Origin of the sequence: uncultured Thiocystis sp., from assembly GCF_903866365.1 — a bacterium.
Lineage (GTDB): Bacteria > Pseudomonadota > Gammaproteobacteria > Chromatiales > Chromatiaceae > Chromatium.
Genome location: NZ_CAIPNF010000450.1, coordinates 1 through 24,507 on the forward strand (window position 1 = coordinate 1; position 24,507 = coordinate 24,507).

Annotated in this window: 24 protein-coding genes; 18 read left to right on the forward strand and 6 right to left on the reverse strand. The window is 62.8% G+C overall.

Going from position 1 to position 24,507, the window contains the following annotated elements; all coding sequences use genetic code 11:
• A partial coding sequence (locus QZY07_RS24665; protein ID WP_295408645.1) for a hypothetical protein occupies nucleotides 1–243 on the forward strand: 243 nt, incomplete at its 5' end.
• Entirely contained in the window at nucleotides 237–893 is a 657-nt protein-coding gene (locus tag QZY07_RS24670) for a LuxR C-terminal-related transcriptional regulator (protein WP_295408647.1), read from the forward strand. The genes QZY07_RS24665 and QZY07_RS24670, both read left to right, overlap by 7 nt.
• 103 nt (nucleotides 894–996) lie before the next feature.
• Here QZY07_RS24670 and QZY07_RS24675 read toward each other — a convergent pair whose 3' ends face one another.
• The 4 genes from QZY07_RS24675 to QZY07_RS24690 all read right to left on the reverse strand — a co-directional run bounded on the left by QZY07_RS24675 (nucleotide 997) and on the right by QZY07_RS24690 (nucleotide 5,285).
• Nucleotides 997–1,392 carry a response regulator gene (locus QZY07_RS24675; RefSeq protein WP_295408649.1) on the reverse strand — a complete coding sequence of 132 codons (396 nt, stop codon included), beginning with the start codon at nucleotides 1,390–1,392 and terminating at the stop codon, nucleotides 997–999.
• Nucleotides 1,389–2,630, reverse strand: a complete 1,242-nt coding sequence (locus QZY07_RS24680; protein ID WP_295408651.1) for an EAL domain-containing response regulator — start codon at nucleotides 2,628–2,630, stop codon at nucleotides 1,389–1,391. Before QZY07_RS24680 ends, QZY07_RS24675 begins: the two co-directional genes overlap by 4 nt.
• A gap of 118 nt (nucleotides 2,631–2,748) precedes the next feature.
• Nucleotides 2,749–4,029: an ATP-binding protein gene (locus QZY07_RS24685; RefSeq protein WP_295408653.1), complete on the reverse strand. Its 1,281-nt coding sequence runs from the start codon at nucleotides 4,027–4,029 to the stop codon at nucleotides 2,749–2,751.
• A complete protein-coding gene (locus QZY07_RS24690) occupies nucleotides 4,026–5,285 on the reverse strand; it encodes a PAS domain S-box protein (RefSeq protein ID WP_295408655.1) in 1,260 nt (419 codons plus the stop codon). Before QZY07_RS24690 ends, QZY07_RS24685 begins: the two co-directional genes overlap by 4 nt.
• A gap of 282 nt (nucleotides 5,286–5,567) precedes the next feature.
• Here QZY07_RS24690 and QZY07_RS24695 point away from each other — a divergent pair, with 282 nt between their 5' ends.
• The 5 genes from QZY07_RS24695 to QZY07_RS24715 all read left to right on the forward strand — a co-directional run bounded on the left by QZY07_RS24695 (nucleotide 5,568) and on the right by QZY07_RS24715 (nucleotide 9,361).
• Complete coding sequence (locus QZY07_RS24695) at nucleotides 5,568–6,842, forward strand: methyl-accepting chemotaxis protein (protein WP_295408657.1); 1,275 nt, start codon at nucleotides 5,568–5,570, stop codon at nucleotides 6,840–6,842.
• Between the two features lie 153 nt (nucleotides 6,843–6,995).
• The gene (locus QZY07_RS24700) at nucleotides 6,996–7,367 is read left to right on the forward strand and encodes a response regulator (RefSeq protein WP_295408659.1); all 372 of its coding nucleotides are present in this window, start codon (nucleotides 6,996–6,998) and stop codon (nucleotides 7,365–7,367) included.
• 66 nt (nucleotides 7,368–7,433) lie between these two features.
• Complete coding sequence (locus tag QZY07_RS24705) at nucleotides 7,434–7,610, forward strand: hypothetical protein (RefSeq protein ID WP_295408661.1); 177 nt, start codon at nucleotides 7,434–7,436, stop codon at nucleotides 7,608–7,610.
• A gap of 81 nt (nucleotides 7,611–7,691) precedes the next feature.
• Nucleotides 7,692–8,936, forward strand: a complete 1,245-nt coding sequence (locus tag QZY07_RS24710; protein WP_295408663.1) for a sugar phosphate nucleotidyltransferase — start codon at nucleotides 7,692–7,694, stop codon at nucleotides 8,934–8,936.
• Nucleotides 8,933–9,361: a hypothetical protein gene (locus QZY07_RS24715; RefSeq protein ID WP_295408665.1), complete on the forward strand. Its 429-nt coding sequence runs from the start codon at nucleotides 8,933–8,935 to the stop codon at nucleotides 9,359–9,361. The genes QZY07_RS24710 and QZY07_RS24715 overlap by 4 nt, the downstream gene beginning before the upstream one ends.
• 21 nt (nucleotides 9,362–9,382) lie before the next feature.
• On the opposite strand, the gene QZY07_RS24720 is transcribed toward QZY07_RS24715, so the two are convergent.
• The gene (locus QZY07_RS24720) at nucleotides 9,383–10,273 is read right to left on the reverse strand and encodes a hypothetical protein (RefSeq protein ID WP_295408668.1); all 891 of its coding nucleotides are present in this window, start codon (nucleotides 10,271–10,273) and stop codon (nucleotides 9,383–9,385) included.
• 56 nt (nucleotides 10,274–10,329) lie between these two features.
• On the reverse strand, nucleotides 10,330–11,784 hold the full coding sequence (locus QZY07_RS24725) for a vWA domain-containing protein (protein WP_295408670.1): 1,455 nt from the start codon (nucleotides 11,782–11,784) through the stop codon (nucleotides 10,330–10,332).
• A 171-nt stretch (nucleotides 11,785–11,955) separates the two neighbouring features.
• Between QZY07_RS24725 and QZY07_RS24730 the strand changes: the two genes are divergently transcribed.
• The 11 genes from QZY07_RS24730 to QZY07_RS24780 all read left to right on the forward strand — a co-directional run.
• The gene (locus tag QZY07_RS24730) at nucleotides 11,956–12,624 is read left to right on the forward strand and encodes an endonuclease (RefSeq protein WP_295408672.1); all 669 of its coding nucleotides are present in this window, start codon (nucleotides 11,956–11,958) and stop codon (nucleotides 12,622–12,624) included.
• Nucleotides 12,625–12,734: 110 nt separating this feature from the next.
• Complete coding sequence (locus QZY07_RS24735) at nucleotides 12,735–13,331, forward strand: class I SAM-dependent methyltransferase (protein WP_295408674.1); 597 nt, start codon at nucleotides 12,735–12,737, stop codon at nucleotides 13,329–13,331.
• Nucleotides 13,325–14,602 carry a serine--tRNA ligase gene (serS, locus tag QZY07_RS24740; protein ID WP_295408676.1) on the forward strand — a complete coding sequence of 426 codons (1,278 nt, stop codon included), beginning with the start codon at nucleotides 13,325–13,327 and terminating at the stop codon, nucleotides 14,600–14,602. The genes QZY07_RS24735 and serS overlap by 7 nt, the downstream gene beginning before the upstream one ends.
• Before the next feature lie 122 nt (nucleotides 14,603–14,724).
• Nucleotides 14,725–16,134 (forward strand): 3-isopropylmalate dehydratase large subunit, encoded by a 1,410-nt coding sequence (gene leuC, locus QZY07_RS24745; protein WP_295408678.1) that lies wholly within the window; start codon nucleotides 14,725–14,727, stop codon nucleotides 16,132–16,134.
• On the forward strand, nucleotides 16,135–16,779 hold the full coding sequence (gene leuD, locus QZY07_RS24750; protein WP_295408680.1) for a 3-isopropylmalate dehydratase small subunit: 645 nt from the start codon (nucleotides 16,135–16,137) through the stop codon (nucleotides 16,777–16,779).
• Nucleotides 16,780–16,980: 201 nt separating this feature from the next.
• Nucleotides 16,981–18,066 carry a 3-isopropylmalate dehydrogenase gene (gene leuB / locus QZY07_RS24755; RefSeq protein WP_295408682.1) on the forward strand — a complete coding sequence of 362 codons (1,086 nt, stop codon included), beginning with the start codon at nucleotides 16,981–16,983 and terminating at the stop codon, nucleotides 18,064–18,066.
• 64 nt (nucleotides 18,067–18,130) lie between these two features.
• Nucleotides 18,131–19,246, forward strand: coding sequence for an aspartate-semialdehyde dehydrogenase (asd, locus tag QZY07_RS24760; protein WP_295408684.1), 1,116 nt, complete (start codon nucleotides 18,131–18,133; stop codon nucleotides 19,244–19,246).
• Between the two features lie 386 nt (nucleotides 19,247–19,632).
• Nucleotides 19,633–22,497, forward strand: a complete 2,865-nt coding sequence (locus QZY07_RS24765; RefSeq protein WP_295408686.1) for a FimV/HubP family polar landmark protein — start codon at nucleotides 19,633–19,635, stop codon at nucleotides 22,495–22,497.
• Nucleotides 22,498–22,516: 19 nt separating this feature from the next.
• Nucleotides 22,517–23,323, forward strand: a complete 807-nt coding sequence (gene truA, locus QZY07_RS24770; RefSeq protein WP_295408689.1) for a tRNA pseudouridine(38-40) synthase TruA — start codon at nucleotides 22,517–22,519, stop codon at nucleotides 23,321–23,323.
• A 59-nt stretch (nucleotides 23,324–23,382) separates the two neighbouring features.
• On the forward strand, nucleotides 23,383–24,015 hold the full coding sequence (locus tag QZY07_RS24775) for a phosphoribosylanthranilate isomerase (RefSeq protein WP_295408691.1): 633 nt from the start codon (nucleotides 23,383–23,385) through the stop codon (nucleotides 24,013–24,015).
• Nucleotides 23,996–24,507 (forward strand): pyridoxal-phosphate dependent enzyme (locus QZY07_RS24780; protein WP_295408688.1); only part of this gene is annotated, 512 nt, incomplete at its 3' end. The genes QZY07_RS24775 and QZY07_RS24780, both read left to right, overlap by 20 nt.

The window sequence follows — 24,507 nt, forward strand, 5'->3', positions numbered from 1 at the left end:
CAGTCCTGCGAACTGCGTGTGCAACGGAAAGACGGCGAACCGCGCTGGGTCCGTCTGGTGACCAGCCTCGCGCCACCGAACGAAAATGACGCGCCCCGGTGGTGGATCGTCCTGAACGACATCGCCGAGTGCCAACGCTGCGCGGGTGGCGGGAGGCAACAGGAGCGACAATCGTTGAACGCCCTTCTGGAACAGGCGGATAAAGCGCTGTTTAAGGGACGAGAAGCCCCGATAAAATGCTGATTGCGGAGCAAACTGTCCATCTCATGGATCATGACCGGGAGCGGCGTGAGCGGGTCGCTTTGCTGCTTGAACTGGCCGGTTATCGCGTGAAGATTTTTTCCTCTCATCGTGACATCCTGGACAACGTTTTTACCTTGGAACCGGGTTGCCTGCTCCTCAATCCGCAGTTTTCGGAGCACGACGACATCGCTCTGGGGTACCAATTTCTGGCGCTAGACATTCTCGACTTACCCATCGTTTTGCTGACCTCCATCAAGGATTTCCCGACGCTCATGGAGGAAACGCTGGGCGGCGTGGCCGACTTTCAGGCATCTCACACCAGCCCGGAATCCCTGTTGCCGCTTGTCGAGATGGCCCTGTTGAGGGACCGTCAGCGGCGCGCGTCGCTGTCAATCGAACAAACGATCATTCAGCGTTTCAACAAACTGACGCCTCGCGAGCAATCGGTGATGGCGCTGACGATTCAAGGACAGAGCAACAAGGAGATTGCTCGACACCTTGATATCAGTATGCGAACCGTGGAAAGCCATCGGTCGAAGATGATGATCAAAATGCACGCGAACCACCTCGCCGAATTAGGTCGCCTGTCGACGCTGGTGTTCGTGGTCGATCAGGATGCCGCCGACAAGGATGACGCGAAAAACCGATAGGTATTCTTGCCGGTGCGCTTGGCATGGTACATGGCGAGGTCGCCGTTGCGCGGCAGATCCGATGCACAGAGTCCGTCCTCTGGGAAAATAGCAATCAGCAGACCTACCTCGCCAGACAACTCTCGATATGCGCTTTCAGAATCTCGGGCCGAAAAGGCTTGGCGACATAGCTCGTCACCCCCGCCCGAATGGCATCCTGGATCTGCGCGGTTTTCAGCTCCGCCGTCACCATCAGCACCGGCAAGGCCGCGTAGCACGCCTGCTGGCGAACCTCGATCAGCACCTCCAGCCCCGACATGCCCGGCATGTGCCAATCGCAGATCAGGAGGTCGACCGGATTCTCGCTCAGATGGTTCAGGGCGTCCTGACCGCTGCTCGCCTCGACAATCTTGAGGATGCCCATCTGTTGGAGCATGCTCCGAATCAGTTGGCGCGCGAATGGCAGGTCGTCCACGATCAGGACGCGCAGCGATGCATAGCGGTCGGATTGCCTTGTCATGCCTGTCGCAGCTCCAGACGCTGCCGGTTCCAGTCGGCCAGCCAGCCGGGTAGCTCCTCGGCGGGCATCGGCCGAGCGATGAAGTAGCCTTGCGCAAGGTTGCAGCCCTGCCGACGGAGCAGATTCCAGTCCGCGTAATCCTCCACGCCCTCGCCGGTGGTTTTCATGTTCAACTGCTGGGCCACGCTGATGCTGGCGTTCACCATGACCCGCTTGGTCGGATTGCGATGGGCGCCATGGACGAAGCTCCGGTCGATCTTGAGTTCGTCGAAAGGGATGGCGCACAGTTGCGCCAGCGAGGAATGGCCGGTGCCGAAATCGTCGATGGCCAGACTGATGCCCTTCAGTCGCAGACGGGCCAGGATGTCCAGGGACGTGCGGATATCCAGCATGAGACGGGATTCCGTCACTTCCAAAATCAGATCCCGCGCCGTCAGGTCCGCGCGAACGACCTCGCGCAGCACGAAATCCGCGAAGTCCAGCCGGGCCAGATTGTCCATGGAGATATTGACCGCCACCCGGAGCGCCAGGCCGCCGTCGCGCCAACGCCGGGTCTGCTCCAGCGCCGCCCTGAGCACGCCTCGGGTCAGCTCGTCGATCAGGCCGTGCGCCTCGGCCACGCCGATAAACTGATTCGGGAAGACCAGACCGTCCTCTGGATGGCGCCAGCGCACCAGGGTCTCCACCCCCTGGAGTAGGCCGGTCGTCAGATCCACCACGGGCTGATAATGATTCTCCAGTTCGCCGGCGGCGATGGCGCACCGGACCTCATCGGGGTCATAAACCTTGTCTGGGGCACGCTTGGCGTGGACGCCTTGGACATGCCAGTCCGCCAGCAGGCCGCGGAGCGCCTCGGGCTGGACTGGTTTGCGGAGATGCCCGAGGACATTCAGGCCATGGGCGCGGGCGAGCCGCTCCGTGACCTCCAGGAAGCGTCGATCCATTCCGCTGACCAGCACCAGGGCGCCGGTGTAAGGGATGATCGACAGCCGGCGGATGAATTCGATTCCGTCCATGTCGGGCATGTTGAGGTCGAGAAAGAGCAACTGCGTGTCGCTGGCGCGCGCCTCCAGTCTGATCAATGCCTCCGGGCCGGACGTGCAGATTTCCCTGAAACAGCAGGTTTTCCCGAAACAGCAGGGTTTCCTGAAACCTAAGCAACAGCCGTCGAGCTGATGCGAGAGCAGGGCCAGTGAAAAAGGGTCGTCATCGAGGATCAGACAGTGGGTCCTGTGCATCAAAAATCCTCCGGTTGCAACCCCGCCCTTGATGCCCTTGAGGCCGGACGTTTTGGATTGTCTTTTCCGCGCGAGTGCGCCGCGAGGTCTGGAATCCGCCTCCTTCTAAGAGGAGACGTCAAGGGTCGAACTCCGTTTCCGGTAAGGCAGACAAAACCGCCGCCAGGTTCGTCTCGAACCCCAGGGCAAGTGACTGGATGGCCTCGCCATCGCCCGCACTGCCCGCCTGTTCCAGGTGATCGCAGATCTCGCCGAGAGCCAGCGCGCCCACGGCACGGGACGCCGATTTCAGTTGGTGGGCGCGATCGCTCACCCCAGTCCAGTCGCCGCTAGCCAGGTCGGCGCGCAACTCCTCCGCCAACTGGTGCGCGCACCGCCGGTAGTGTTGCCGGAACCTCGCGAGCCGCGCCGGATTCTCGCCGACGAGCGACGGCAGGACCGTCGGATCCAGCGTTGCCGGCGGGCCGTCGCCGGGCTCCGCGAGGGTGCCCGGCGGCGCTGGCGGTGCCGCGATCGGCAGCCACCGCTCCAGGGTGGCCTGGAGCTCCGCGAAGCACACGGGCTTGGTCAGGTAATCGTCCATGTTCGCCGCCAGGCAATGCTGCCGCCCGCCCTTGAGTGCGTTGGCGGTCAGGGCGACGATGGGGAGGCGCGCGCGCGCGTCCTCCGCGCGCCGGATGGCGGCGGTCAGTTCGTAGCCGTCCATGTCCGGCATGCTCAGGTCGGTCAGCAGCAGGTCATACCGGCCGTGTCGCCAGCGGTCGAGGGCCGCTCGGCCATTGTCGGCGATGTCGGCGGCGTAGCCGAGCAGGGACAACTGGTGGCGGATGACCTCCTGATTCATCGCGTTGTCCTCGGCGACCAGGATCAGGCAGTCTTCTCGTGGACGCGCCGATGGGCAGGACAGGGACACGCAGGGCGTCGGGTTCGGGTCGCGCGCCAGAACTGCCGCCTGATCCGCGTCCGCCTGATCCGCGTCCGCGGCCCGCGGGCGGACCAGCGTCGCCGCGTCCGGCACGGCGAAGGAGATGCACACCCGAAACTCCGAGCCCTGTCCCGGCTCGCTCAGAACCTCGATGTCACCGCCCATCAACTCGGTCAATTGCGCCGAGATGGCGAGTCCGAGACCGGTCCCGCCGAAGCGGCGGGTGGTCGAGGCGTCGGCCTGCACGAAGGCGTCGAACAGTTGCGTGCGCGTCGCCGCATCCATGCCGATCCCGTTGTCCTGAACATAGAACGCCACGGTGGCCTGCATGGGGTGATGGTGCTCCAGCACGGCGCGTACCGACACGCGCCCCGGTTGTGGCCGACCGCCGGAAAACTTGATCGCGTTGTGGAGGAGATTGATCAGGATTTGGCGCAGCCGTCCCGGATCGCCCATGAGGATGTCGGGAATCACCAGGTCAGGGCCACCCCCTGCTTCTCGGCGAGGCTCAGCATGATCCGGTGCGTCTTTTCGACCACCCCGACGACCTCGATGGGCAGGCACTCGAGCTGCAGCTTGCCGGCCTCGATCTTGGAAAAATCGAGGATGTCGTTGATGATGGACAGCAGGGCCATGGCCGAGTTGCTTATGATGTCGACCATCTCCGATTGATGACGACTGAGACTGCTCTGCTGCAGAACGCCAATCATGCCGACCACCCCGTTCATCGGGGTGCGGATTTCGTGGCTCATCGAAGCCAGAAACGCCGATTTGGCGACGTTGGCCTGCTCTGCCGCCAGCTTGGCGTTGGTGAGTTCCCTGTTGATTTGTTTCAGCGAGAGATCATGGCGCTCCCGCTCCTGATCGATCGCGTAACGCGCACTGGCGTCGGAACCGATCAGGAGATACCCGATCGTGCGCCACTGGACGTCGTGCAGCGTCGAGACCGACACCTGGCTCGGGACGACACTGCCATCCTTGCGGAGAAAGTTCAGTATGCAGAGTTTATCGGTCCGATGGCGCGTCTTGAGCGCCAATGTTTCGAGGCCGAGCAGGGTCGCGGCGTCGGCGGGCTTGGCACTCAACTCGATGAAAATGGTCTCGCCTGTCTGCGGGTCGCAAGCGCCCTTTAGGATGCGCTGGCCGATCACCTCTGGCGCGAGCTGGCCGATCGCCTCGGCGGCCGAGTATCCCAGCATGCGCTCGGCGCCAACATTGAAGAGATAAATGACACCGCGCTCGTCGGTGGTGATGATCGAAAAATGGGTGCTATCGCATATCGCGCGATGCATTTCCATCTTCTTGAACAGAAGGTCTTCGTTTTCCTTGCGCTCGGTGATTTCCTGGTAGGTGCCCAGTAAGCCGACGACCTGACGCCGTTCGTCGTACAGCGGCAACTTGGAGGTCTCCAACCAGATCAGGCGGCCGTCCGGGGTTTGCTGCTGCTCGACGTAATTCAGCAGGGGGCTGGCCGTTTCCATCACTTCCCGATCGTTGGCGCGGTAGGTCTTGGCCTGAGCCTTCCAGCACAGATCGAAATCGCTCTTTCCGATGATTTGGTCCGAGTCGGCGCACCCGGCATCGTTCGCAAACTGGGTGTTGCAGCCCAGATAGCGCGACTCGCGATCCTTCCAGAAGACTCGAGCCGGCATATTCTCCACAAAGGCTTTGAGCAGATCGTGCGTCCAATTGAAGTTGACGTGCGCTGTGTTCTGGTTTGGTATTGTCATTTCTTCTGCGCCTCCTCTGCGCCGATCCAGTCGAGACGTTCGCCGATCATCCCGCTCCTGATTTCCGAACATGGCGGATGATCGCCCGAGGATGAGGATGAGGATGAGGATGAGGATGAGGATGAGGATGAGGATTTTGAACGAGCGTTCCGCGTCCGACAAGTGCGGATGGCTGCGGATAGGGCTTCTACGGATGCGGTCTCTACGGATGCGGTCTCTACGGATTGCCGCCCAGCGAAAATTGATCGTTAATCCTGGCAGTGAGATGGTGGAGATGGATTCATGGGAAACGCCCGTCCCCGAGGAACCGATGTCATGGCGCAATTCAATCGCCCTCTTTCGCCGGCCAACGAGGCGTTGTCGCAATCCCGGGCGCTCGCGCGCGCCATGGTGCCGCTGATCCTGGCGGGTACCTTCGCGCTCGCGGCGCTGGCGTGCCCGATCGACGATTGGCTGGCGCTCCAGGCGGGTCGGTTCGGCGTGAGCGAGACGCTGGCACACGCCATCCTGATCGCGTGCCTGCTGCTCGGCACCAATGGCTTGACCGGGCTGGCGTTCTGGCGTCTCAACCAGCGCACTATCGACGCCATGGTCAAGGCGATCGCGGCCGGCGAGGCCCCGCTCGCGCGGGCCGCTGACAAACACCAAGCGAACGCGGACGCGCTCGCCCGGACGGCCGCCCTGGATCGCGCGTTTCATGAACAACTCGCGGTCGCGCAGCACGACAGCGAGGCGTCGGCAATCGCCATCCTCGATCAGGCGCGGCAGATGGACGCACTCGCCACTGCCTTGTATGGGTATTTGGGCAAAGCGACGCTCAATGCCCGTCTCCTGGAGGACGAAATCCAACAGGGGGTCGCTTACATCAACGAGATCGGGCGTTTCGTGCAGGAGCTGCCGGACAAGATCCGCCACGACATGGCCACCATCCAAGCGACCGTCGCGGATATCAAGCAACTTGAGGGACTCGCGGTCACGATCCAGGACATCAGCAAACAGACCAGTCTGCTGGCGCTCAACGCCGCGATCGAGGCGGCGCACGCGGGCCAGGCCGGACGCGGTTTTGCGGTGGTGGCCAATGAGATGCGCTGCCTGGCCACGCGCGCCAGTGTTGCCGCAGGCACCAACGATGCGGGGCTCGCTCGCGCCCTGGGCGCGGTCGAACGCAGCCTTCAGCTCGAACTCCTCGACGACTCGGGCAAACAGCTCGAACAGGCCGCCCATGCCGTGGACTCCATTCAGCGTCTCGAAGAGCATTTCGAGGACATGCGGCAGTTCTACAAAACCCTGCTGTCCGTGGTCACGCAACAGAATACCGACTTGGTCAAACACATTGGCGGGGTGCTGAATCCCCTACAGTATCAAGACATCGCCAGCCAGCGGATCGGCCGCCTGCAGACGACCCTGGTCCAACGTCGTCGCCTGTGCGAGGCATTCGCGGCGGAGACGGGCGACGTGTTCACGTTCCCCGAGGCCCTGCGCCAGTTGCTGGAGGAGTACCTGCGCATCGAAACCGGCCACCAACCCGACGCCGCCGCGAGTATCGAATTCTGGTAGCGTTGCGTCTGCGGCCATGACCCATTTCAAGGCATCGATCATGCCGCGCTGACTCAGCGCGATTCCACATCCAGGGCATGATCCTCGAAACGACGCCTGTTTCTGGACGCGCGGGCATCCGCCGCCAGCCCACCAGACCGGAGAACTCAGCACATGGTTCAGGTACTTATCGTCGACGATGACGCGCTCTTTCGTCACATGCTCGAGGACATGGTCCGCCGCGAAGGCTATCAGGTGCGCACCGTCGGCAACGGCAACGAGGCATTACAGGCGATCGGCGTGCAACCGCCGGATCTCATCATCACCGATATCCTCATGCCCGAGAAGGATGGCATCGAACTCATCCTGGAACTGGTCCAGCGCGGCAATCGGATCCCCATCATCGCGATTTCGGGCGGGCGGCGCGCCATTAGCGCGGAATTCAATCTGGAATCGGCCAAACTGATTGGGGCTCGCGCCACGCTGACCAAACCCGTCACCCGCGAGATGCTGCGCCAGACGATCGAGGACGCGCTCGCTCACTAATTCGTCGCGTTTTTCAACCGCCAGAACGCAGAGCGGAACCATCAATTCAGCCTCGCTCAGACCGCCATGGATGCCGATCTGGGCGTGTGGCGTTTCGCTGGGCAGATCATCGCGGATAGCGCGCGGGCGCTGTTCGTCGGGCTGGATCGGGCCGTGCGGGACAGGAAGCGCATCATGCAACCGCGCCGCGCCGAGCGTCCGGCGTCACCGCGAGTCGGCTGGCTGGCCGCTGCGATTCGCTGATGGCAAATTGGCTTTTCGCCCCGCGTTCCCGCTAGACTGCACGGCTGTGACGACCGGTTTCCATTTATCCGAAGAGGCGCCATGTCCGCCGATACCCTGATCCTCGTGCTTGCCATCGATCGCGGCGCTGGTCCCGATCCCCTGACCATCCATCGCACCAAGGCCGCGGTGCCGTTCGGCGGCAAGTATCGGGTCATCGATTTCACACTGGCCAATTGTCTGCATTCGGGACTGCGTCAGGTGCTGGTCCTAACCCAATACAAGAGCCACTCGCTGCATAAGCATTTGCGCGACGGTTGGTCGATCTTCAATCCCGAACTGCGCGAATTCATCACCCCGGTGCCGCCGCAGATGCGCGAGAGCCAGGAATGGTATGCCGGTCCGGTCGATGCCATTCGCCAGAATCGCTATCTGATCGAACGCAATCGCGCCAGTCAGGTGCTGGTGCTCGACGGCGGCGCGGTCTACCGCATGGATTACGCGGAGTTGGCGCGGGCGCATCGCGAATCCGGCGCCCGGATCACCGTCGCGGTGCGCGCGACTGCGGAGCCGGGATCCGCAACCCAGGCGCGGGTCAGGGTGAATGACGCGGAACGCATTCTGGGATTGACCGAACCTGTCATGGTGGATCGGCGTCCCGGCGACCGCGCGACGGTGGGCGACGAGCATCTTGAAACCATGGGCGTCTATCTGTTCGACAAGCCGTTTCTGCTTGAACGGTTGGGCCGGATCGAGCGCGGCGCGGCCTCGGACAAGGATCTTGCGCTCGACCTGATCGCACCCTTGACGCAGGATCATCTTGTCTGCGCCTATCGTTTTGGCCAGACGCGCGGGCGCGTGACGCCGGATCGGTATTGGAGCGATCTCGCCTCCATCGATGACTATTATCAGGCCAACATGGCGCTGCTGCTCGCGCAACCGCCGCTCGATCTCTATCAGTCGGACTGGACCATCAATACCTATCAGGGACAATATCCCCCGGCCCGCACCGTGCCCGGCTCCGTGACGGGCAACGAGGGCGTCTTCGTCAATTCCATGCTGGCGGCCGGCACCGTGATCAGCGGGGGCGGCGTCAATCACTCGATCCTCTTTCCGCGGGTGCGCGTGAATGACGGAGCCATCGTGGAGGCGTCGATCCTGTTCGATGGCGTCGTGGTGGGGGAGGGGGCGCATCTGCGCCACTGCATCGTCGAGAAAGACATCGAGATTCCCCCCAGGGAACGGATCGGTTTCGATGCGCAACGCGACCGCGAGCGTTTCGCCGTCTCCCGCGAGGGGGTCGTGATCGTGTCGAAAGTCGCCACGGTGTCGGAAGGCGGGTCATGAACGACACGGTTCTGGATGTGCTGGATGTGCTGGATGTCCCGGTGCTCTTTGGCCGATTTCTGGTTCTGCACGACATCCTGAGCGAGGCGGAGATCGTGCAAGCCGCAAGGGTGCAAAAAGAGTTGAATTCCTATTCTTTGTTTCGACTGATCGAGCTGGGAACCCTGACCATCGAGGATGTCACCCGTGCGCGCGCCTATCAATGGAAGCACATGGCGACCTTCTGCGAGGCCGTCGATGCACTGGGGATTCTGGCGCTCAACGATTGCACCGCGGCCCTGAAGGTACTCGCTCAGCAGAATATCCCGCTGGGCGAAGTTCTGGTCAGGCAGGGTAAAATGACCCCGAAAGCGCTTGCGAATGCACTGGAAAAACATCGTCAATCTTGGGAGAGCAGCCGCGCGGATGTCGTTGAGCGGACCTGACGTCTGCCGGCGGTCGCAGGGTCATTCGCGAATCGTGTCAAACAGTTTGGTGTATTCGTTGCGTAAGGTGTCGTAATCGCGATTCAACCGGGTCACGAGCCTGGTCGTGACTTCTTGCTGTTCGTGAAGCTGTTTGTTCTCCTCGGCGAGGCCGTTTTGTTCGAGCACTAATTTATGCACCGATTTTCGATAGTTGCCGATCGTCACCTGGAGATTATGGACGTGTTCCCGCAGCCCCTCGAATTCTTTCACCAGGAGGTTATAGCTGCGCTCCTTCACCGAGAGCGTGCGCATGAAAACGGCATTGCTGCGTTCGGAGGTGTCGAACAGTTGCCACAACTCGCTGTTTTTATCGACCTGGAGTGTTTGCCGGAGATTCCGGTTGGCAAGCTGTAATTGTTGGTAGTTGCGTTTCAGCTCGGCGGTTGCCTCCCGATTGGTCTCGATCGCCGAGGTGCCCGCTCGATATCCGGTCAGCAATGAATCGATCCCCGAATCCAGTTCCGTGTCAGACAATCCCGCCATGTCGTCGCTGGCGTCGAGTCCCGACGGATGGCCTGTCCCGGACACCCCTTGCGTGGTTCGCTGCAAATCATCGAAGCAGTGTCCGACGTTTTCAACGACCGTTTTCCACGCCTCTTCGTCAGCCAGTTGTCGCTTCTTAAACGGCTTCGAGAATGCGCTCAGGCAGGCTTCCAGGCTCCCGCGCAACTCCGGTCTTGCGGTCGGTTTGTTGTTGAGCCTCGCGATCTCTTCCTTGAGCATGCCGGCGATCGCCCGACTGCTTCGCTCGAATTTTTGACGATCCCGGCGCAGGCGCCACCATTGAATTCCAAACAGCGCGGTGAAGACCAGGCTCAGGGCCAGCGCCTCGGCCAGACCATAGATCCAAACAAAGTGAGCCGGAGTCATGATGGGAAGTTGTCCCTGTTGGTCATGCGCTGATCTGGTGGAATGGCGGGGTGGCGTTAGTCATCCGGGTCGATCTCGTCCGGCGCGATCCGACGGCGTCGGCGCCACCACCAGACACCGACGCCAAGACCGGCCAGGGCCAAAAAGCCGAGGTTTCCTAACAAGAAAATGAAGAATGCGGTGCGCTGGGTCGCCTGATCGGAATCCGGCGAATCCGCTGCCGTGGCGTTGTCCGGCAGGCCGGTCGCTTGCGGGGCAACGGGTGGCACCGGATGCTCCGCCCCGACGATCGTCAGGAAATAGGTCTTTTGGCGCTGAAAATCCACCCCCTCGGCGCTGACGCGCACCTGGAACAGGCCCGGCGCGCTGAAGGCGAGCGTGCCACGATAATCCCGGGCTGCCGGATCGCTCGCGCCTGGCTGTAATTCGAGTTGCTGCTGGATGGCCCCGGACGCGTCGAGCGAGGTGGCCGTGAAGCGTGTGTTTTTCATGAGGCTGGGATCGACCGCCACGCCGCGATACAGCAATTTGGCGACGACGGTCACCGTCTCGTCCAGGCTCGCCAACACCGGAAGCGTGGCGTGCATATCGAGATCGCTCTCGATATACGCCTTCTTGTCCGCGTTATCCGCGGTGACTTTCCAGGATCCCGCCTCTGGCTGCTGAATCGAGATGCGGTCAAAATACGGCGTGCTTTTCCAATCCACCCCTGGCGTTTGCTCGCCCGCGCCGAACGTCCGGCCACTGGGGTCGGTGAGTTGCATTGGCCCATCGCCCGTGTCGCGCTTCACGAGCAATTTCAATTCGTGGACATTGGCGTCGATCTTGACCGCGCCGTCGATCACGGGCACCGTCAAGGGTTGATCGGTCTGCTCAAACAGCCGGACGAAGGCGTCGTAAATATCCGCGGGCTGGTCCGCGCGAAATGCCTGGCCGCCCGTCGCGTCGGCCAATTGACGGAGAAACGCAAGATCGGCCTCCGGAGAATAGGCGACCCCCAGGATCCGGATGCCGGCCGCCTGAAATGTTGGGATGATCTCCTCGACGATGGCGGCGCGCGAGGTCTGGTTGGCCTCCTCGCTTCCGAGGTTGAGTTCTCCATCGGAAAACAGCACCAGCACCCGCGGGTGCGCCGGATCCGGGGGTTGGTCTGGAAAGAGCCGAGACGCGGTACGCAACGCGGCCTCGAAATTCGTGCGTATGCCATCCATCCGGACTTGCTGGATCAGGGAGGCAATCCGTTCGCGGGTTCCGGTGTCGGACAGTGGCGTCAGCGGCAGCAGGCGTTCGCTCTCTTGCGCGAAGGTCGTCAGCGCCAGACGATCCTCGGCGCCAAGGAGTTCGCTGAAAAGCTCCGCTCCTTTGAGACTGTCCCGGTTTGGGTCATTGCCCTTCATGCTGAGCGATCGGTCCAGCGTCAAGACCACGTCGACCGCGTCGACCGGCCCGCAGGCCAGCAGGGCGAGAAGCGCGAGCAGGGTCAAGCGGATGGCGATGGGCTTACCTGTCATGGGGAAATCCTCAAGTCTTGCGCGGTTTGCGGCTGACGGCTGACGAAAGAATTGACAATCCGATCGTGACGCTGGCTTCACCACGATGAAAGGCTTGATGATGAGAGTTTAACCGATAGGGTGGCTCCCTTGCGAAAACAGGCCAATGATCTCGTGCTGGACGGGAGGCGGTTGCGAAGGGTCTATGCTGCCCTGTTCGCGGCGTATGGACAACAACATTGGTGGCCCGCCGACAGCCCATTCGAGGTGATGGTCGGTGCCGTGCTGACCCAGAACACCGCCTGGATCAATGTCGAGCGGGCGCTGGCGCGATTGACTGAGTCGATCGCGCTTGACCCCGCCGAGATCCTCGCGCTTGATCCGGCTGTGTTGGCTGAAGTCTTGCGTCCGGTGGGCTACTTCAACGTCAAGACGCGACGGTTGAGCGTCTTCTGCGCGTATTATCTGGCGGCGGGAGGCTTCGCTGGACTGGACGCGCGCGATACCGCGACCCTGCGGCGCGATCTGCTCGCGGTCCAGGGGATCGGCCCGGAGACCGCCGACGACATGCTGCTCTATGCCTTCGAGCGGCCGATTTTCGTGGTCGATGCCTATACCCGCCGGCTGTTCGCCCGGCTTGGCCTGATCGCTGGCGACGAAGGTTACGAGCAGATCCGTCGCGCCTTGGAGACGGCGCTCGGCCCTGACGTGTCGCTCTTCAAGGAGTACCATGCACTGATCGTTCGTCACGCCAAACAGGCGTGCCGGACCCGACCGGTCTGTCCGGACTGTCTTTTGCGTGAAAATTGCCCAACCGCTCCCGTCCCATCCATGACGTCATCGCTCGTGGTCAGTGGATAGCGGTCGTTTTTAAGCAACGATTTGATTGGAAATACGCGCTCCCACAACGGACAACCTCAAGCCTTGATCGGTTGGCGGTAGGATCCCTGGAACTGTTGAGAAAGACCAAGATGCCAAGAGTCGATAATGACGATTTCTATCGCAGCTCACTCGCTGCGCACGGCGAGACCGCCGAAGGTGTGCACTGGAATTCAACCGAGAGCCAGGAGATGCGGTTCAGGGTGTTGCGCGCCCTGTTGCCGGACGACCTCTCCGGCCTGACGCTGGTGGACGCCGGTTGCGGCTTCGGCGATCTCTATTGCTACCTTGAACGCCACGGCGATCGACCGGGGCGCTATCTCGGCCTGGATGTGATGGAGCCCATGGTGGAGACCGCGCGCACGCGCACCGGCTGCGAGATCCGGATCCTCGATGTCCTCAATGATCCGCTGCCCAAGGCCGATTATTATCTTTGTAGCGGCGCCATGAACACCCTGACCCGCGAAGAGAGCGACCAGTTTATTCGCAATTGTTATGCCGCCTGCGAGACTGGATTCGTGTTCAACCTGCTGAAAGGCTGGAACACCTCGCCCATTTACAATTTTTACCTGCCGCGCGAGATCGAACGTCTGGGCCAGGAGCTTGACGCCGATCTGCGCATCGAAGAGAGCTATCTGGCGGGCGATTTCACGACGGCGTTCATCAAGAAGCAGGAACGAGAATGCTAGATCCACGTTTATTACGGACCGATCTCGACCGGGTCGCCGAGCAGTTGGCCCGGCGTGGGCTGATCCTGGACAAGTCGCGTTTCGAGGCGTTGGAAGCGGAACGCAAGGGCTTGCAGATCGCGGTTCAGGACTTGCAGAACCAGCGCAACACCCGCGCCAAGACGATCGGTCAGGCCAAGGCGGCCGGGCAGGATATTGCACCGCTGCTGGCCGAGGTGTCCGACCTGGGCGAGCGGCTCAAGGCCGCCGACGCGCGTCTGAGCGAGATTCAGCAGGAGGTCAGCGCCATCAGCCTGGCCCTGCCCAATCTGCCCGACGCCAGCGTGCCGGACGGTCGGGATGAATCCGCCAACCGCGAGGAGCGGCGGTGGGGCACACCGCCGGTCTTCGACTTTGTCCCCAAGGATCATGTCGACCTGGGCGCGGTCAACGGCTGGATGGATTTCGATCTCGCGGCCAAGATCGCCGGCTCGCGTTTCGTGGTGCTCTCCGGTCCGCTGGCCCGGCTGCATCGGGCGCTGATCCAGTTCATGCTCGACACCCACACCGGCGAGCACGGTTATACCGAGACCTACGTCCCCTATCTGGTCAATGCCGAGAGCCTCCAGGGCACGGGTCAGTTGCCCAAGTTCGAGGCGGATCTGTTCAAGGTGCCGGGCGAGAAGACGCTCTATCTCATCCCGACCGCCGAGGTGCCGGTCACCAACCTGGCGCGCGACGTGATTTTCGAGGCCGCCGAGCTGCCGCGCAAATGGGTTGCGCATACCCCCTGTTTTCGCAGCGAGGCCGGTTCCTACGGCAAGGACACGCGCGGCATGATCCGCCAGCATCAGTTCGAGAAGGTCGAGCTGGTCCAGGTCACACGCCCCGAGGAATCGCTTCAGGCGCTCGAAGCGCTCACCGGGCATGCCGAAACCATCCTGCAACGCCTGGGGCTGGCCTACCGTGTGGTGACGCTGTGTACCGGCGATCTGGGCTTTTCCGCGCGCAAGACCTACGACCTGGAAGTCTGGCTCCCCGGTCAGCAGACCTATCGCGAGATCTCCTCGTGCAGCAATTTCGGCGACTTCCAGGCACGCCGGCTCCAGGCGCGCTGGCGCAATCCCGAGACCGGCAAGCCCGAGTTGGTCCATACCATCAATGGTTCCGGGCTGGCGGTCGGGCGTACTCTGGTTGCCGTGCTGGAGAATTATCAGCAGGCGGACGGCGGGATTCGCGTTCCGGACGCGCTGCGGCCCTACATGGGCGGTCTGGAGATGCTCGGCGTTTAGGTGGCCGGAGAACCGAGTGCAACTCGGCGATCCCAGGGCCATTCGGCACTCTGCCAGGATTTGAGTTTGCACCGCTCCCCGACTATCCTAGTTAATTCCATTTTTTGCATCGAGGTTGGGCCATGGGCGCCAAGACCCTCTACGACAAACTCTGGGACGAGCATGTCGTCCGCGTCGACGACAATGGCACGGCCCTGCTCTATATCGATCGTCAACTGGTCCACGAAGTCACCTCGCCCCAGGCGTTCGAGGGATTGCGGCTGACCGGTCGCCAACCCTGGCGGACGTCGGCCAACCTGGCCGTGCCGGACCATAATGTCCCGACCACGGAGCATGAGCGCGCCGCCGGGATCGCCGATCCGGTGGCGCGCATCCAGGTCGCGGCGCTCGGCACCAACTGCGCGACCTTCGGCATCACCGAATTCGGCATGGGCGATCACCGCCAGGGTATCGTGCATGTGATCGGACCCGAGCAGGGGTTCACCCTGCCGGGCAGCACCGTGGTCTGCGGCGATTCGCATACCTCCACGCATGGCGCCTTCGGCGCGCTGGCCTTCGGCATCGGCACCTCCGAGGTCGAGCATGTGCTGGCGACCCAGTGTCTGATCCAGCGTCCGTCCAAAACCATGCTGATCCGCGTGAACGGCGCCCTGGGTCCGGGCGTAACCGCCAAGGACATCGTGCTGGCCATCATTGGCGAGATCGGTACGGCCGGCGGTACCGGCTACGTGATCGAGTTCGGCGGCGACGCCATTCGCGCGCTTTCGATGGAAGGGCGCATGACGGTCTGCAACATGACCATCGAGGCGGGCGCCCGCGCCGGTCTGATCGCGGTCGACGAGAAGACCATCGACTATCTGCGCGGACGTCCTTACGCGCCGACCGGCGACCTGTTCGAGCGCGCCGCTGCGCACTGGCGCACCCTGGTCAGTGACGAGGGCGCCGCGTTCGACCGGGTGGTGGACCTGGACGCGGCCAGTATTCAACCGCAAGTGACCTGGGGAACCTCGCCGGAGATGGTGCTGCCGATCGACGGTCGGGTGCCCGATCCGGACGCCGAGCCCGATCCGGTCAAGGCCGGTGGCATCCGTCGCGCGCTCGATTACATGGGCCTGACCGCCGGGATGCCGATCGTCGACATCCGCCCCGACAAGGTCTTTATCGGCTCCTGCACCAATTCGCGGATCGAGGATCTGCGCGCCGCCGCCGAGGTCGCCAGGGGCCGCAAGGTCAGCGACCGCATCAAACTGGCGATGGTGGTGCCAGGCTCCGGTCTGGTGAAGGCGCAGGCCGAGGCCGAGGGGCTCGACAGGATTTTCACCGAGGCCGGTTTCGAGTGGCGCGAGCCGGGCTGTTCCATGTGTCTGGCCATGAACGCCGACCGGCTGGAGCCGGGCGAGCGCTGCGCCTCCACCTCCAACCGCAATTTCGAGGGTCGGCAAGGGCAGGGCGGACGCACCCATCTGGTGAGTCCGATCATGGCCGTGGCCGCCGCGGTGGCCGGTCATTTCGTCGATGTGAGGGCGCTGTAAATGGAACCGTTCAAGAATTTCACGGGCGTCGTCGCGCCGCTGGACCGGGCCAATGTGGACACCGACGCCATCATCCCGAAGCAGTTTCTCAAAAGCATCCAGCGGACCGGTTTCGGTCCCTATCTGTTCGACGAACTGCGCTATCTGGACCATGGCGAGCCGGAGATGGATTGCACCAACCGGCCCTTGAATCCGACGTTCATGCTCAACGATCCGCGTTACGGCCAGGCCGAAATCCTGCTGGCGCGCGAGAATTTCGGCTGCGGTTCCTCGCGCGAGCACGCGCCCTGGGCGCTGGCCGATTTCGGTTTCCGGGTCATTCTGGCGCCGAGCTTCGCCGACATTTTTTTCAATAACTGTTTTAAGAATGGCATCCTGCCCATCGTGCTGGCCAGCAAGGTGGTGGACGGGTTGTTCGAGCAGGCGACGGGTGCCGTTCCGCTGCGGATCGCGGTCGATCTGTCCGTGCAGAACCTGACGCTGGACGACGGCACCTGCATTCCGTTCACGGTCGAGGCGGGCAGCAAACATGGCCTGATCGAGGGGCTCGACGACATCGGTCTGACCTTGAAGCAGGTCGATGCGATCCGCGCTTACGAGGAACGCCGTCGGAGCGATGCGCCCTGGGTCTTCATTGGTGCTTAAACCGCGTCTGGCATGGCATGCGAGGTTTGTGTATTGGTGCAATGTTGCGTTCATCCACAAACGTTGTCGCTGACGCGGTTTAACTATTTTATTTTTATCATGTAAACCGCGTCTCGCCGATTGCCTCTGATTGCCATAAGGCTGGAATCACCTGCAACAACGCCTATCGCGCGGGACGCGGTTTACTTTGGAGAACCACTGTTGAGCAAGAACATTCTGGTCGTCGCGGGTGATGGTATCGGTCCGGAGATCGTGGCCGAGGCGATCAAGGTGCTGAATGCGCTGCAAGCCGAGGGTGCGATCGATGTCACCCTGCAACACGCCCTGGTCGGCGGCGTCGCCTATGACGCATTCGGCGATCCATTGCCCGAGGCGACCCTGAACGCGGCCAAGGCCGCCGATGCCGTCCTGCTCGGCGCCGTGGGCGGACCCAAGTGGGAGCCGCTGCATATCTCCAAGCGTCCCGAGAAAGGGTTGCTGGGTCTGCGCGCCGGGCTCGGTCTGTTCGCCAATCTGCGTCCGGCCATCCTCTATCCGCAACTGGCGGATGCCTCGACCCTCAAGCCCGAGGTGGTCGCGGGGCTGGACATCATGATCGTGCGCGAACTGACCGGCGACATCTACTTCGGCCAGCCGCGCGGGGTCGAGACCTTGCCATCCGGCGAGCGTCGCGGCATCAACACGATGGTCTACACCGAGTCCGAGATCGAGCGCATCTGCCGCGTCGCCTTCGACATCGCGATGAAGCGCGACAAGCGAGTGTGCTCGGTCGACAAGGCGAACGTGCTCGAATGCACCGAGCTGTGGCGCGAGGTCGCGATCAAAACGGCAGCGGACTATCCCGAGATCACGCTCACCCATATGTATGTCGACAACGCCGCCATGCAACTGGTGCGCGCACCCAAACAGTTCGATGTCATGGTCACTGGCAATCTGTTTGGCGACATCCTGTCGGATTGCGCCTCGATGCTGACCGGCTCCATCGGCATGCTGCCCTCGGCCTCGCTGAACGCGGCGGGGCAGGGCATGTACGAGCCGATCCACGGCTCGGCGCCCGATATCGCCGGACGCGGCGTGGCTAATCCGCTGGCGACCATCCTCTCGGTTGCCATGATGCTGCGCTATTCGCTCGGCGCGCCAGAGGTGGCGGAGCGGATCGAGACCGCCGTGTCGCGGGTGCTCGACCAGGGGCTACGGACCCCCGATATCCTGTCGGCCGGGATGCGTCAGGTCGGCACGGTCGAAATGGGCGATGCGGTCGTCGCGGCGCTCTCCACGCCGGATTGATCGCCGCCTCCGGCGTTGCGGTTCAAGCGGTTTTTCAGATCATTGTTGACGGAGTAGGCGGTTGATGAAGCGGGTTGGTTTTGTCGGATGGCGTGGCATGGTGGGTTCGGTCCTGATGGACCGGATGCGCGCGGAAAATGACTTTGCGCGGATCGCGGAGCCGGTCTTTTTCACCACCTCCCAGGTCGGCCAGCCTGGTCCGGATGTCGGGCGCGGCGCCCAGCTGCTGCTGGATGCGCAATCGCTGGACGATCTGCGCGCCCTGGAGGCGATCGTCACCTGTCAGGGCGGCGACTATACCAAGTCGATCCATCCCCGCTTGCGCGCAAGCGGCTGGGACGGTTATTGGGTGGATGCCGCCTCGACACTGCGCATGGCGCCGGACGCGACCATCATTCTGGACCCGGTCAACCGCCCCATCATCGACGCGGCGCTGAATGCCGGCAAACGCGAGTTCATCGGCGGCAATTGTACCGTGAGCCTGATGCTGATGGCCCTCGGCGGGCTGTTTCGGGCTGGGCTGGTGGAATGGGTCAGCGCCATGACCTACCAGGCCGCCTCGGGCGCCGGGGCCAAGAACATGCGCGAACTGCTGGAGCAGATGGGCGCGCTCAACGCGGCCGTCAAGCCGCTGCTCCTGGATCCGGCCTCCGCGATCCTGGACATCGACCGTGGCGTCACCGAGACGATGCGGGGCGCGGGTTTCCCCACCGCCAATTTCGGCGCGCCCCTGGCCGGGAGTCTAATCCCCTGGATCGACACTCAACTGGACAATGGTCAGAGTCGGGAAGAGTGGAAAGGTCAGGCCGAGACGAATAAGATCCTGGGCCTGGAGTCGCAACCGCTCGCCATCGACGGTCTGTGCGTGCGGGTGGGCGCCATGCGCTGCCACAGTCAGGGGCTGACGATCAAGCTGACGCGCGATGTCCCGATGGCCGAGATCGAGTCATTGATCGCGGGCGCCAACGCCTGGGTGCGGCTGATCCCGAACGATCGCGAGACGACCGTGCGTGAGTTGTCGCCGGCCGCCGTGACCGGCACCCTGACGGTTCCGATCGGTCGTTTGCGCAAAATGAATCTGGGCCAAAACTACCTCTCGGCCTTTACGGTTGGCGATCAGTTGCTCTGGGGCGCCGCGGAGCCCGTGCGGCGGATGCTCTCCATCCTGCTCGATCGCTGAGCCATGCGCGGCGAGGCTTGATCGTTCAGGCATCATGGGCTTGTTCAATTCTTCCAGAGGCAGATGCGTTATCTTGAGTGACCCTCGTCTCATGGCGCCAAGGGCGATCTGTGAAATGCGGTTTAAATCATTTATAACATCCAAAATACGCCAAACGCGTCGACGCTGACGCCTGTCGATTCATGCGAGGCTGGATCAAGGTTCAACGTTCGCATGCTATGCTGTGCGCAATTCAAGCAGGATTGGATGCGATGGTTCAATCTGAGGGCGCTTCTCGAAGGGTTGGGCGAACAGGGCCGTGCTCTGACGTCCTGTTCGTTCAGACTATGTCGTCGCGCGGTGCACGAGGGTGGGGGATGTCTCGCAAGCTTATTCTAGTGTCAAGCATGACCATGATTCTGGCAGGCACCGATGCCTCCGCTCTTGGCCTGGGTGGAATCCGTACCTTATCCGTATTGAACCAGCCTTTTTCCGGCGAGATAGACATTCATGACGTCAACCCTGACGAACTGGACGCCATTAAGGTCTCGATCGCTTCTCAGGAAGCATTCAACAAGGCTGGCATCGAACGCTATTATTATCTAACCAAACTCACCTTCACTCCGGGGCTTTCGCCTCAGGGTAAACCAGTGATTCGCGTGTCGAGCCGGGAGCCGATTCGCGAACCCTACATGGACGTGCTGGTCGATATCAACTGGCCCAGAGGTCAACTGGTCAAGGAATACACTATTCTATTGGATCCGCCGGTATTGGCCAATCGTCGGGCTCCGCGCGTGGATACCCCCCAGGCGGTCGGCGCCCGGAGCGGTGGCGCTCCGGGCATAAGTCGCGTGACTTCATCGCCCTCAAACCATATTCCCGCCCCCGGCGACGGGTTTCCAATCTACATCGGGCCGATCGAATCGGGCGCCGGTCTCTGGCGGCTGGCGCTCAATCATGCCCCGGCTGGCGCCACGACGGCGCAGACAGCCATGGCGCTGCACCGGAACAATCAGGGCGCTTTCAGTCGCGGTAACATCAATCGCCTGATCGCCGGCAAGACGCTGATCATTCCGACCCGCGAGGAATTGTTCGCGCTCGACGCCGCCGCCGCGGAACGGGAATTCGCCGCGGCGCTTCGCGGAGGCGCGGTACGCCGTGCGCCGATCACGGCGATTCCCCCGGAGGCGCTTTCCTCGCGCTTGCGGATCGCTGGAGCCGTTCCATCGGATGCGGCGGTTCCTTCGGCATCGGCGGGGGTTCCCATTGCAGGACCAACTGCGGCGGTCCCGGCCCCGCGCATGGAACAGGATCTTCTGCTGGCCCTTGAGACCAGTGAAAGCGCGCGCCAGGAAGCCGTTGAATTGCGCCAGCGTATCAAGGATCTGGAGACGCAACTGGCGGATATCCAGAACCTGCTGACACAGCGCAATGCCGAAGTAGAGCGGATCAAAGGGAACGATGTGGCTCCCGGTGTCCTGGGCGAGGTCACTCGCGAAGTCGTTCCAAAGGACTCGGATCTTGACTCCAAAGTCTTGGCTGAATCGGTATCGGGAGAACTGTCGTCCAAGGCAACGACGCAACCGCCGGAAGGCGCTCCGCTCGCGACAGAGCTGCCTCTCCTCGAGAGATTGCCGGCGGATTTCACCAATACGCGAGAGACATCGAGCGAATCGGAATCCGCGCAAACCGCTGGTCCAGCAAACGAATTGATACCGATTCCCGTGCCTACTCCGGCCGTCAGCCAATCCGGCGCCGCGCTCGATCAGGTTGGTCAGCAAACCCCCGCGTCTCGGGCGGTGGCGCCCATCGCGGCTCAGGATCCGGGAAGCGAGGCGAGCGCGGCGGAGCCGTCTTCAACCTGGCAGTCTTTGATGCTTCCAGTGGCCGGGTTCGCCGCCTTGACCGCCCTGGGTGTTCTGGCGTTTTCATGGCTGACGGCCAGACGCAGGCGTCGAGAGGAGGATCGCGGCGAAACCGAATTGTCTCTCGACAGACTCGATTTCTCGGAACCCGAGGATGCGACTCGACTCCATGCAACGCTGACTCCAGAGGAGGCGGCCGTCAAGACTCGGGCTGAACGGGAGTCAAGCTTCGGGACGCCGCTGGTCCTCGGCAAAGAAGACGATGAGGAGCCTGAATCTCCCTTGTCGCTGATGTCTTCCCTCAGCGATTTTGACGCCGAAACGGACGAGGCGGATGTCCTCTCGGAAGCCGACATCTATATTGCCTATGGCAGACACCTCGAGGCGCGGGAACTTCTGCTCAAGGAAATGGCGCGCTATCCGGATCGACTGGACATCAAGTTCAAGCTCGCCGAGGCTTATGCCGGTGCGCAGGATGCGCGGGGGCTGGAAAAGACGATGCAGTCGATCGAAGCGGCTGGCGGAGACCGTACCCAGCCGGGACAGTGGAAGCGATTGCAGGATCTTTCCGCGCAGACCCAGTCCGGTCAAGCCACCGGTTCGGACATGCCCGCGCCAATGGCTGCGGTTGGCGCGGCACCCGCGCGGGAATCCGGCCAGGCTAGCCCAGGCGATCTCATGACGGATTCTCTGGACCTGACCGAAAGCGATTCGCTACTGCTGGATCTCAGCGGCATCCAACGGGGTTCGGCAGAACCTTTCGAGCAGACAGCAGCGCGGGAACCGATCGCGACTGCATCCGAACCGCGGGACGATTCGCCGCTGCAATTTAGCGATGACGTCCTGGGCGACATCCTGACGGAACCGGCAAATCTTGACGATCTGGTGCTGGAAGAGGAGTTGCTGGATCTGGGACTCCCGCTGCATTCCGACGATGGACAGAAATCGCTGAATCGCGATCTTTTCGCCGATATCGCGCATGAACCGACCAGCGATGAGTCCGAATTGGTGCTCACGCTGGACGATACGAGTCTGGATGTCGCGGAAGAGCTGGATTCCATGTTCGATTCCAGGCTGGAAGACGAGCCCACATTGGCGCGCAATGAGTTGGCGGGGACTCATCCATCCGGTACGGCGGAGTCTCCAATGGTCACCCTGGGCAAGCAGGAGTTATCCGGATCAGGTCTGCATCCTGAGCAGGAAAGCGTTCCTACCGAAGACCTTTCCTCGCAGTGGCAGATGGACTCGGGAATCTGGGACGAGACCGCCACCAAGCTCGATCTGGCGCGTGCCTATCTCGAAATGGACGATGCCGAGGCAGCGCGCGAGATTCTTCAGGAGGTCATCGCGGAGGGTCGCGACGAGCAGAAGATCGAGGCGCGTGCCCTGCTGGAGCGGTTGGCTTGAGTCTTGGCGGTATGACCCCTTGATCTCCGGTCGAATCGCCCTGGGCGTCGAGTATGATGGCACCGGCTTTCGCGGCTGGCAGACCCAGCAGCCCGGCGTTCGCACCGTCCAGACCTGTCTTGAAGTCTCGCTCTCGCGGGTCGCCGATCATCCGGTGAGCGTCGTCTGCGCCGGACGCACCGACGCCGGGGTCCATGCGCTCGAACAGGTGGTGCATTTCGAAACCTCGGCACAGCGGCGCGAGCGCTCCTGGGTGCTGGGGGCCAATGTGAACCTGCCGCCGGATGTTGCCGTGCGCTGGGCGCATCCGGTCGGAACGGATTTTCATGCGCGCTTCAGCGCCCTGGCGCGGCATTACCGTTACCGGATCATGGTCCAGCGCGCTCGCTCGCCCCTGCGGCGCGACCGCGCGGTCTGGGTGCATGCCTCGCTGGATTGCGCGCGGATGCAGCGGGCGGCGGCGGTGCTGGTTGGCGAGCATGATTTTTCGAGCTTCCGCGCGGTAGCCTGTCAGGCGAAGAGTCCGGTGCGGCGGATCCACTATCTGGAACTCTCCGAGCAGGACGGGATGCTGACGATCCGGGTCGGCGCCAATGGTTTTTTGCATCACATGGTGCGCAATATCGCGGGCGTGCTGATCGCCATCGGCCAAGGCGACGCGCCGGTCGACTGGACGCGGGAACTGCTGGAGGTGCGCGACCGCACCCTCGCCGGCGTGACGGCGCCGCCGCAGGGACTCTATTTCGTGCGTGCCGACTATCCGCCGCACTTTGGCCTGCCTCAACTTGAAACCGCTTCGCCACTGCCGGAATTGACCGCCGCCTGATGCCGACCGACCCCATCGATTCCCCGCCAACGGCCTCGGCTCCCAACGCCTCCTCGCGCATGGTCCGAACCCGGGTTAAGATCTGCGGCCTGACGCGCGCGCGCGATCTCGACGCGGCGGTCTCCGCGGGCGCCGATGCCGTCGGGTTCGTCTTTCATCCGCCAAGTCCGCGCGCCGTGACGCCCGAGCAGGCGCGTTGTCTCTGCGAGTGTCTGCCGCCTTTCGTGAGCGCGGTCGGGCTCTTCGTCGATGCCGCGCCCGCGACGATCCGCGCGACCCTGGATCGGGTGCCGCTCGATCTGTTGCAGTTTCACGGCGATGAAACGCCCGCGCACTGCGCGAGCTTCGGGCGGCGCTGGATCAAGGCAATCCGCATGCGCCCCGGCATCGACCCGATGGCCGAGCGGGCACGGTTCGCGGGGGCCGCCGGACTTCTGCTCGATACCTTCGAGCCCGGACGGGCTGGGGGCACGGGACAGCGCTTCGACTGGGACCGCATCCCGCCCGAGCTGGCCGCGTCCATCGTGCTCGCGGGCGGGCTGGATCCGTCGAATGTCGTCGAGGCCATCGAACGTCTGCGGCCCTATGGGGTCGATGTCAGCGGCGGTGTCGAATCCGCCAGGGGCATCAAGGATCACGCAAAGATTTTCGCTTTTCTGCAAGGGGTAAACGATGGCGACAAACGCCGATAACCGCCGTGCATCGCGCACGGAGCCGGGTCGCGGGCCGGCCGACGATCGACCGGCCTACGATTTGCCGGACAGCCATGGTCATTTCGGACCCTATGGCGGGATGTTCGTCCCCGAGACGCTGATGCATCCGCTGGAGGAACTGCGCGCGGCCTATGCCGCCTGTCTCGCCGATCCGAACTTTCAGGCCGAGATGGACGCGGATCTGCGCGATTATGTCGGGCGGCCCTCGCCGCTCTATCACGCCGAACGCTGGAGCCGCGAGCTGGGCGGCGCCCAGATCTATCTCAAGCGCGAGGATCTCAACCACACCGGCGCGCACAAGGTCAACAACCCCATCGGTCAGGCGCTGCGCGCGCGGCGCATGCGCAAGACCCGCATCATCGCCGAGACCGGCGCCGGTCAGCATGGCGTGGCCAGCGCGACCGTCGCCGCCCGTCTCGGGCTCGAATGCGTGGTCTACATGGGCGAGGTCGACATCGCGCGCCAGGAGGC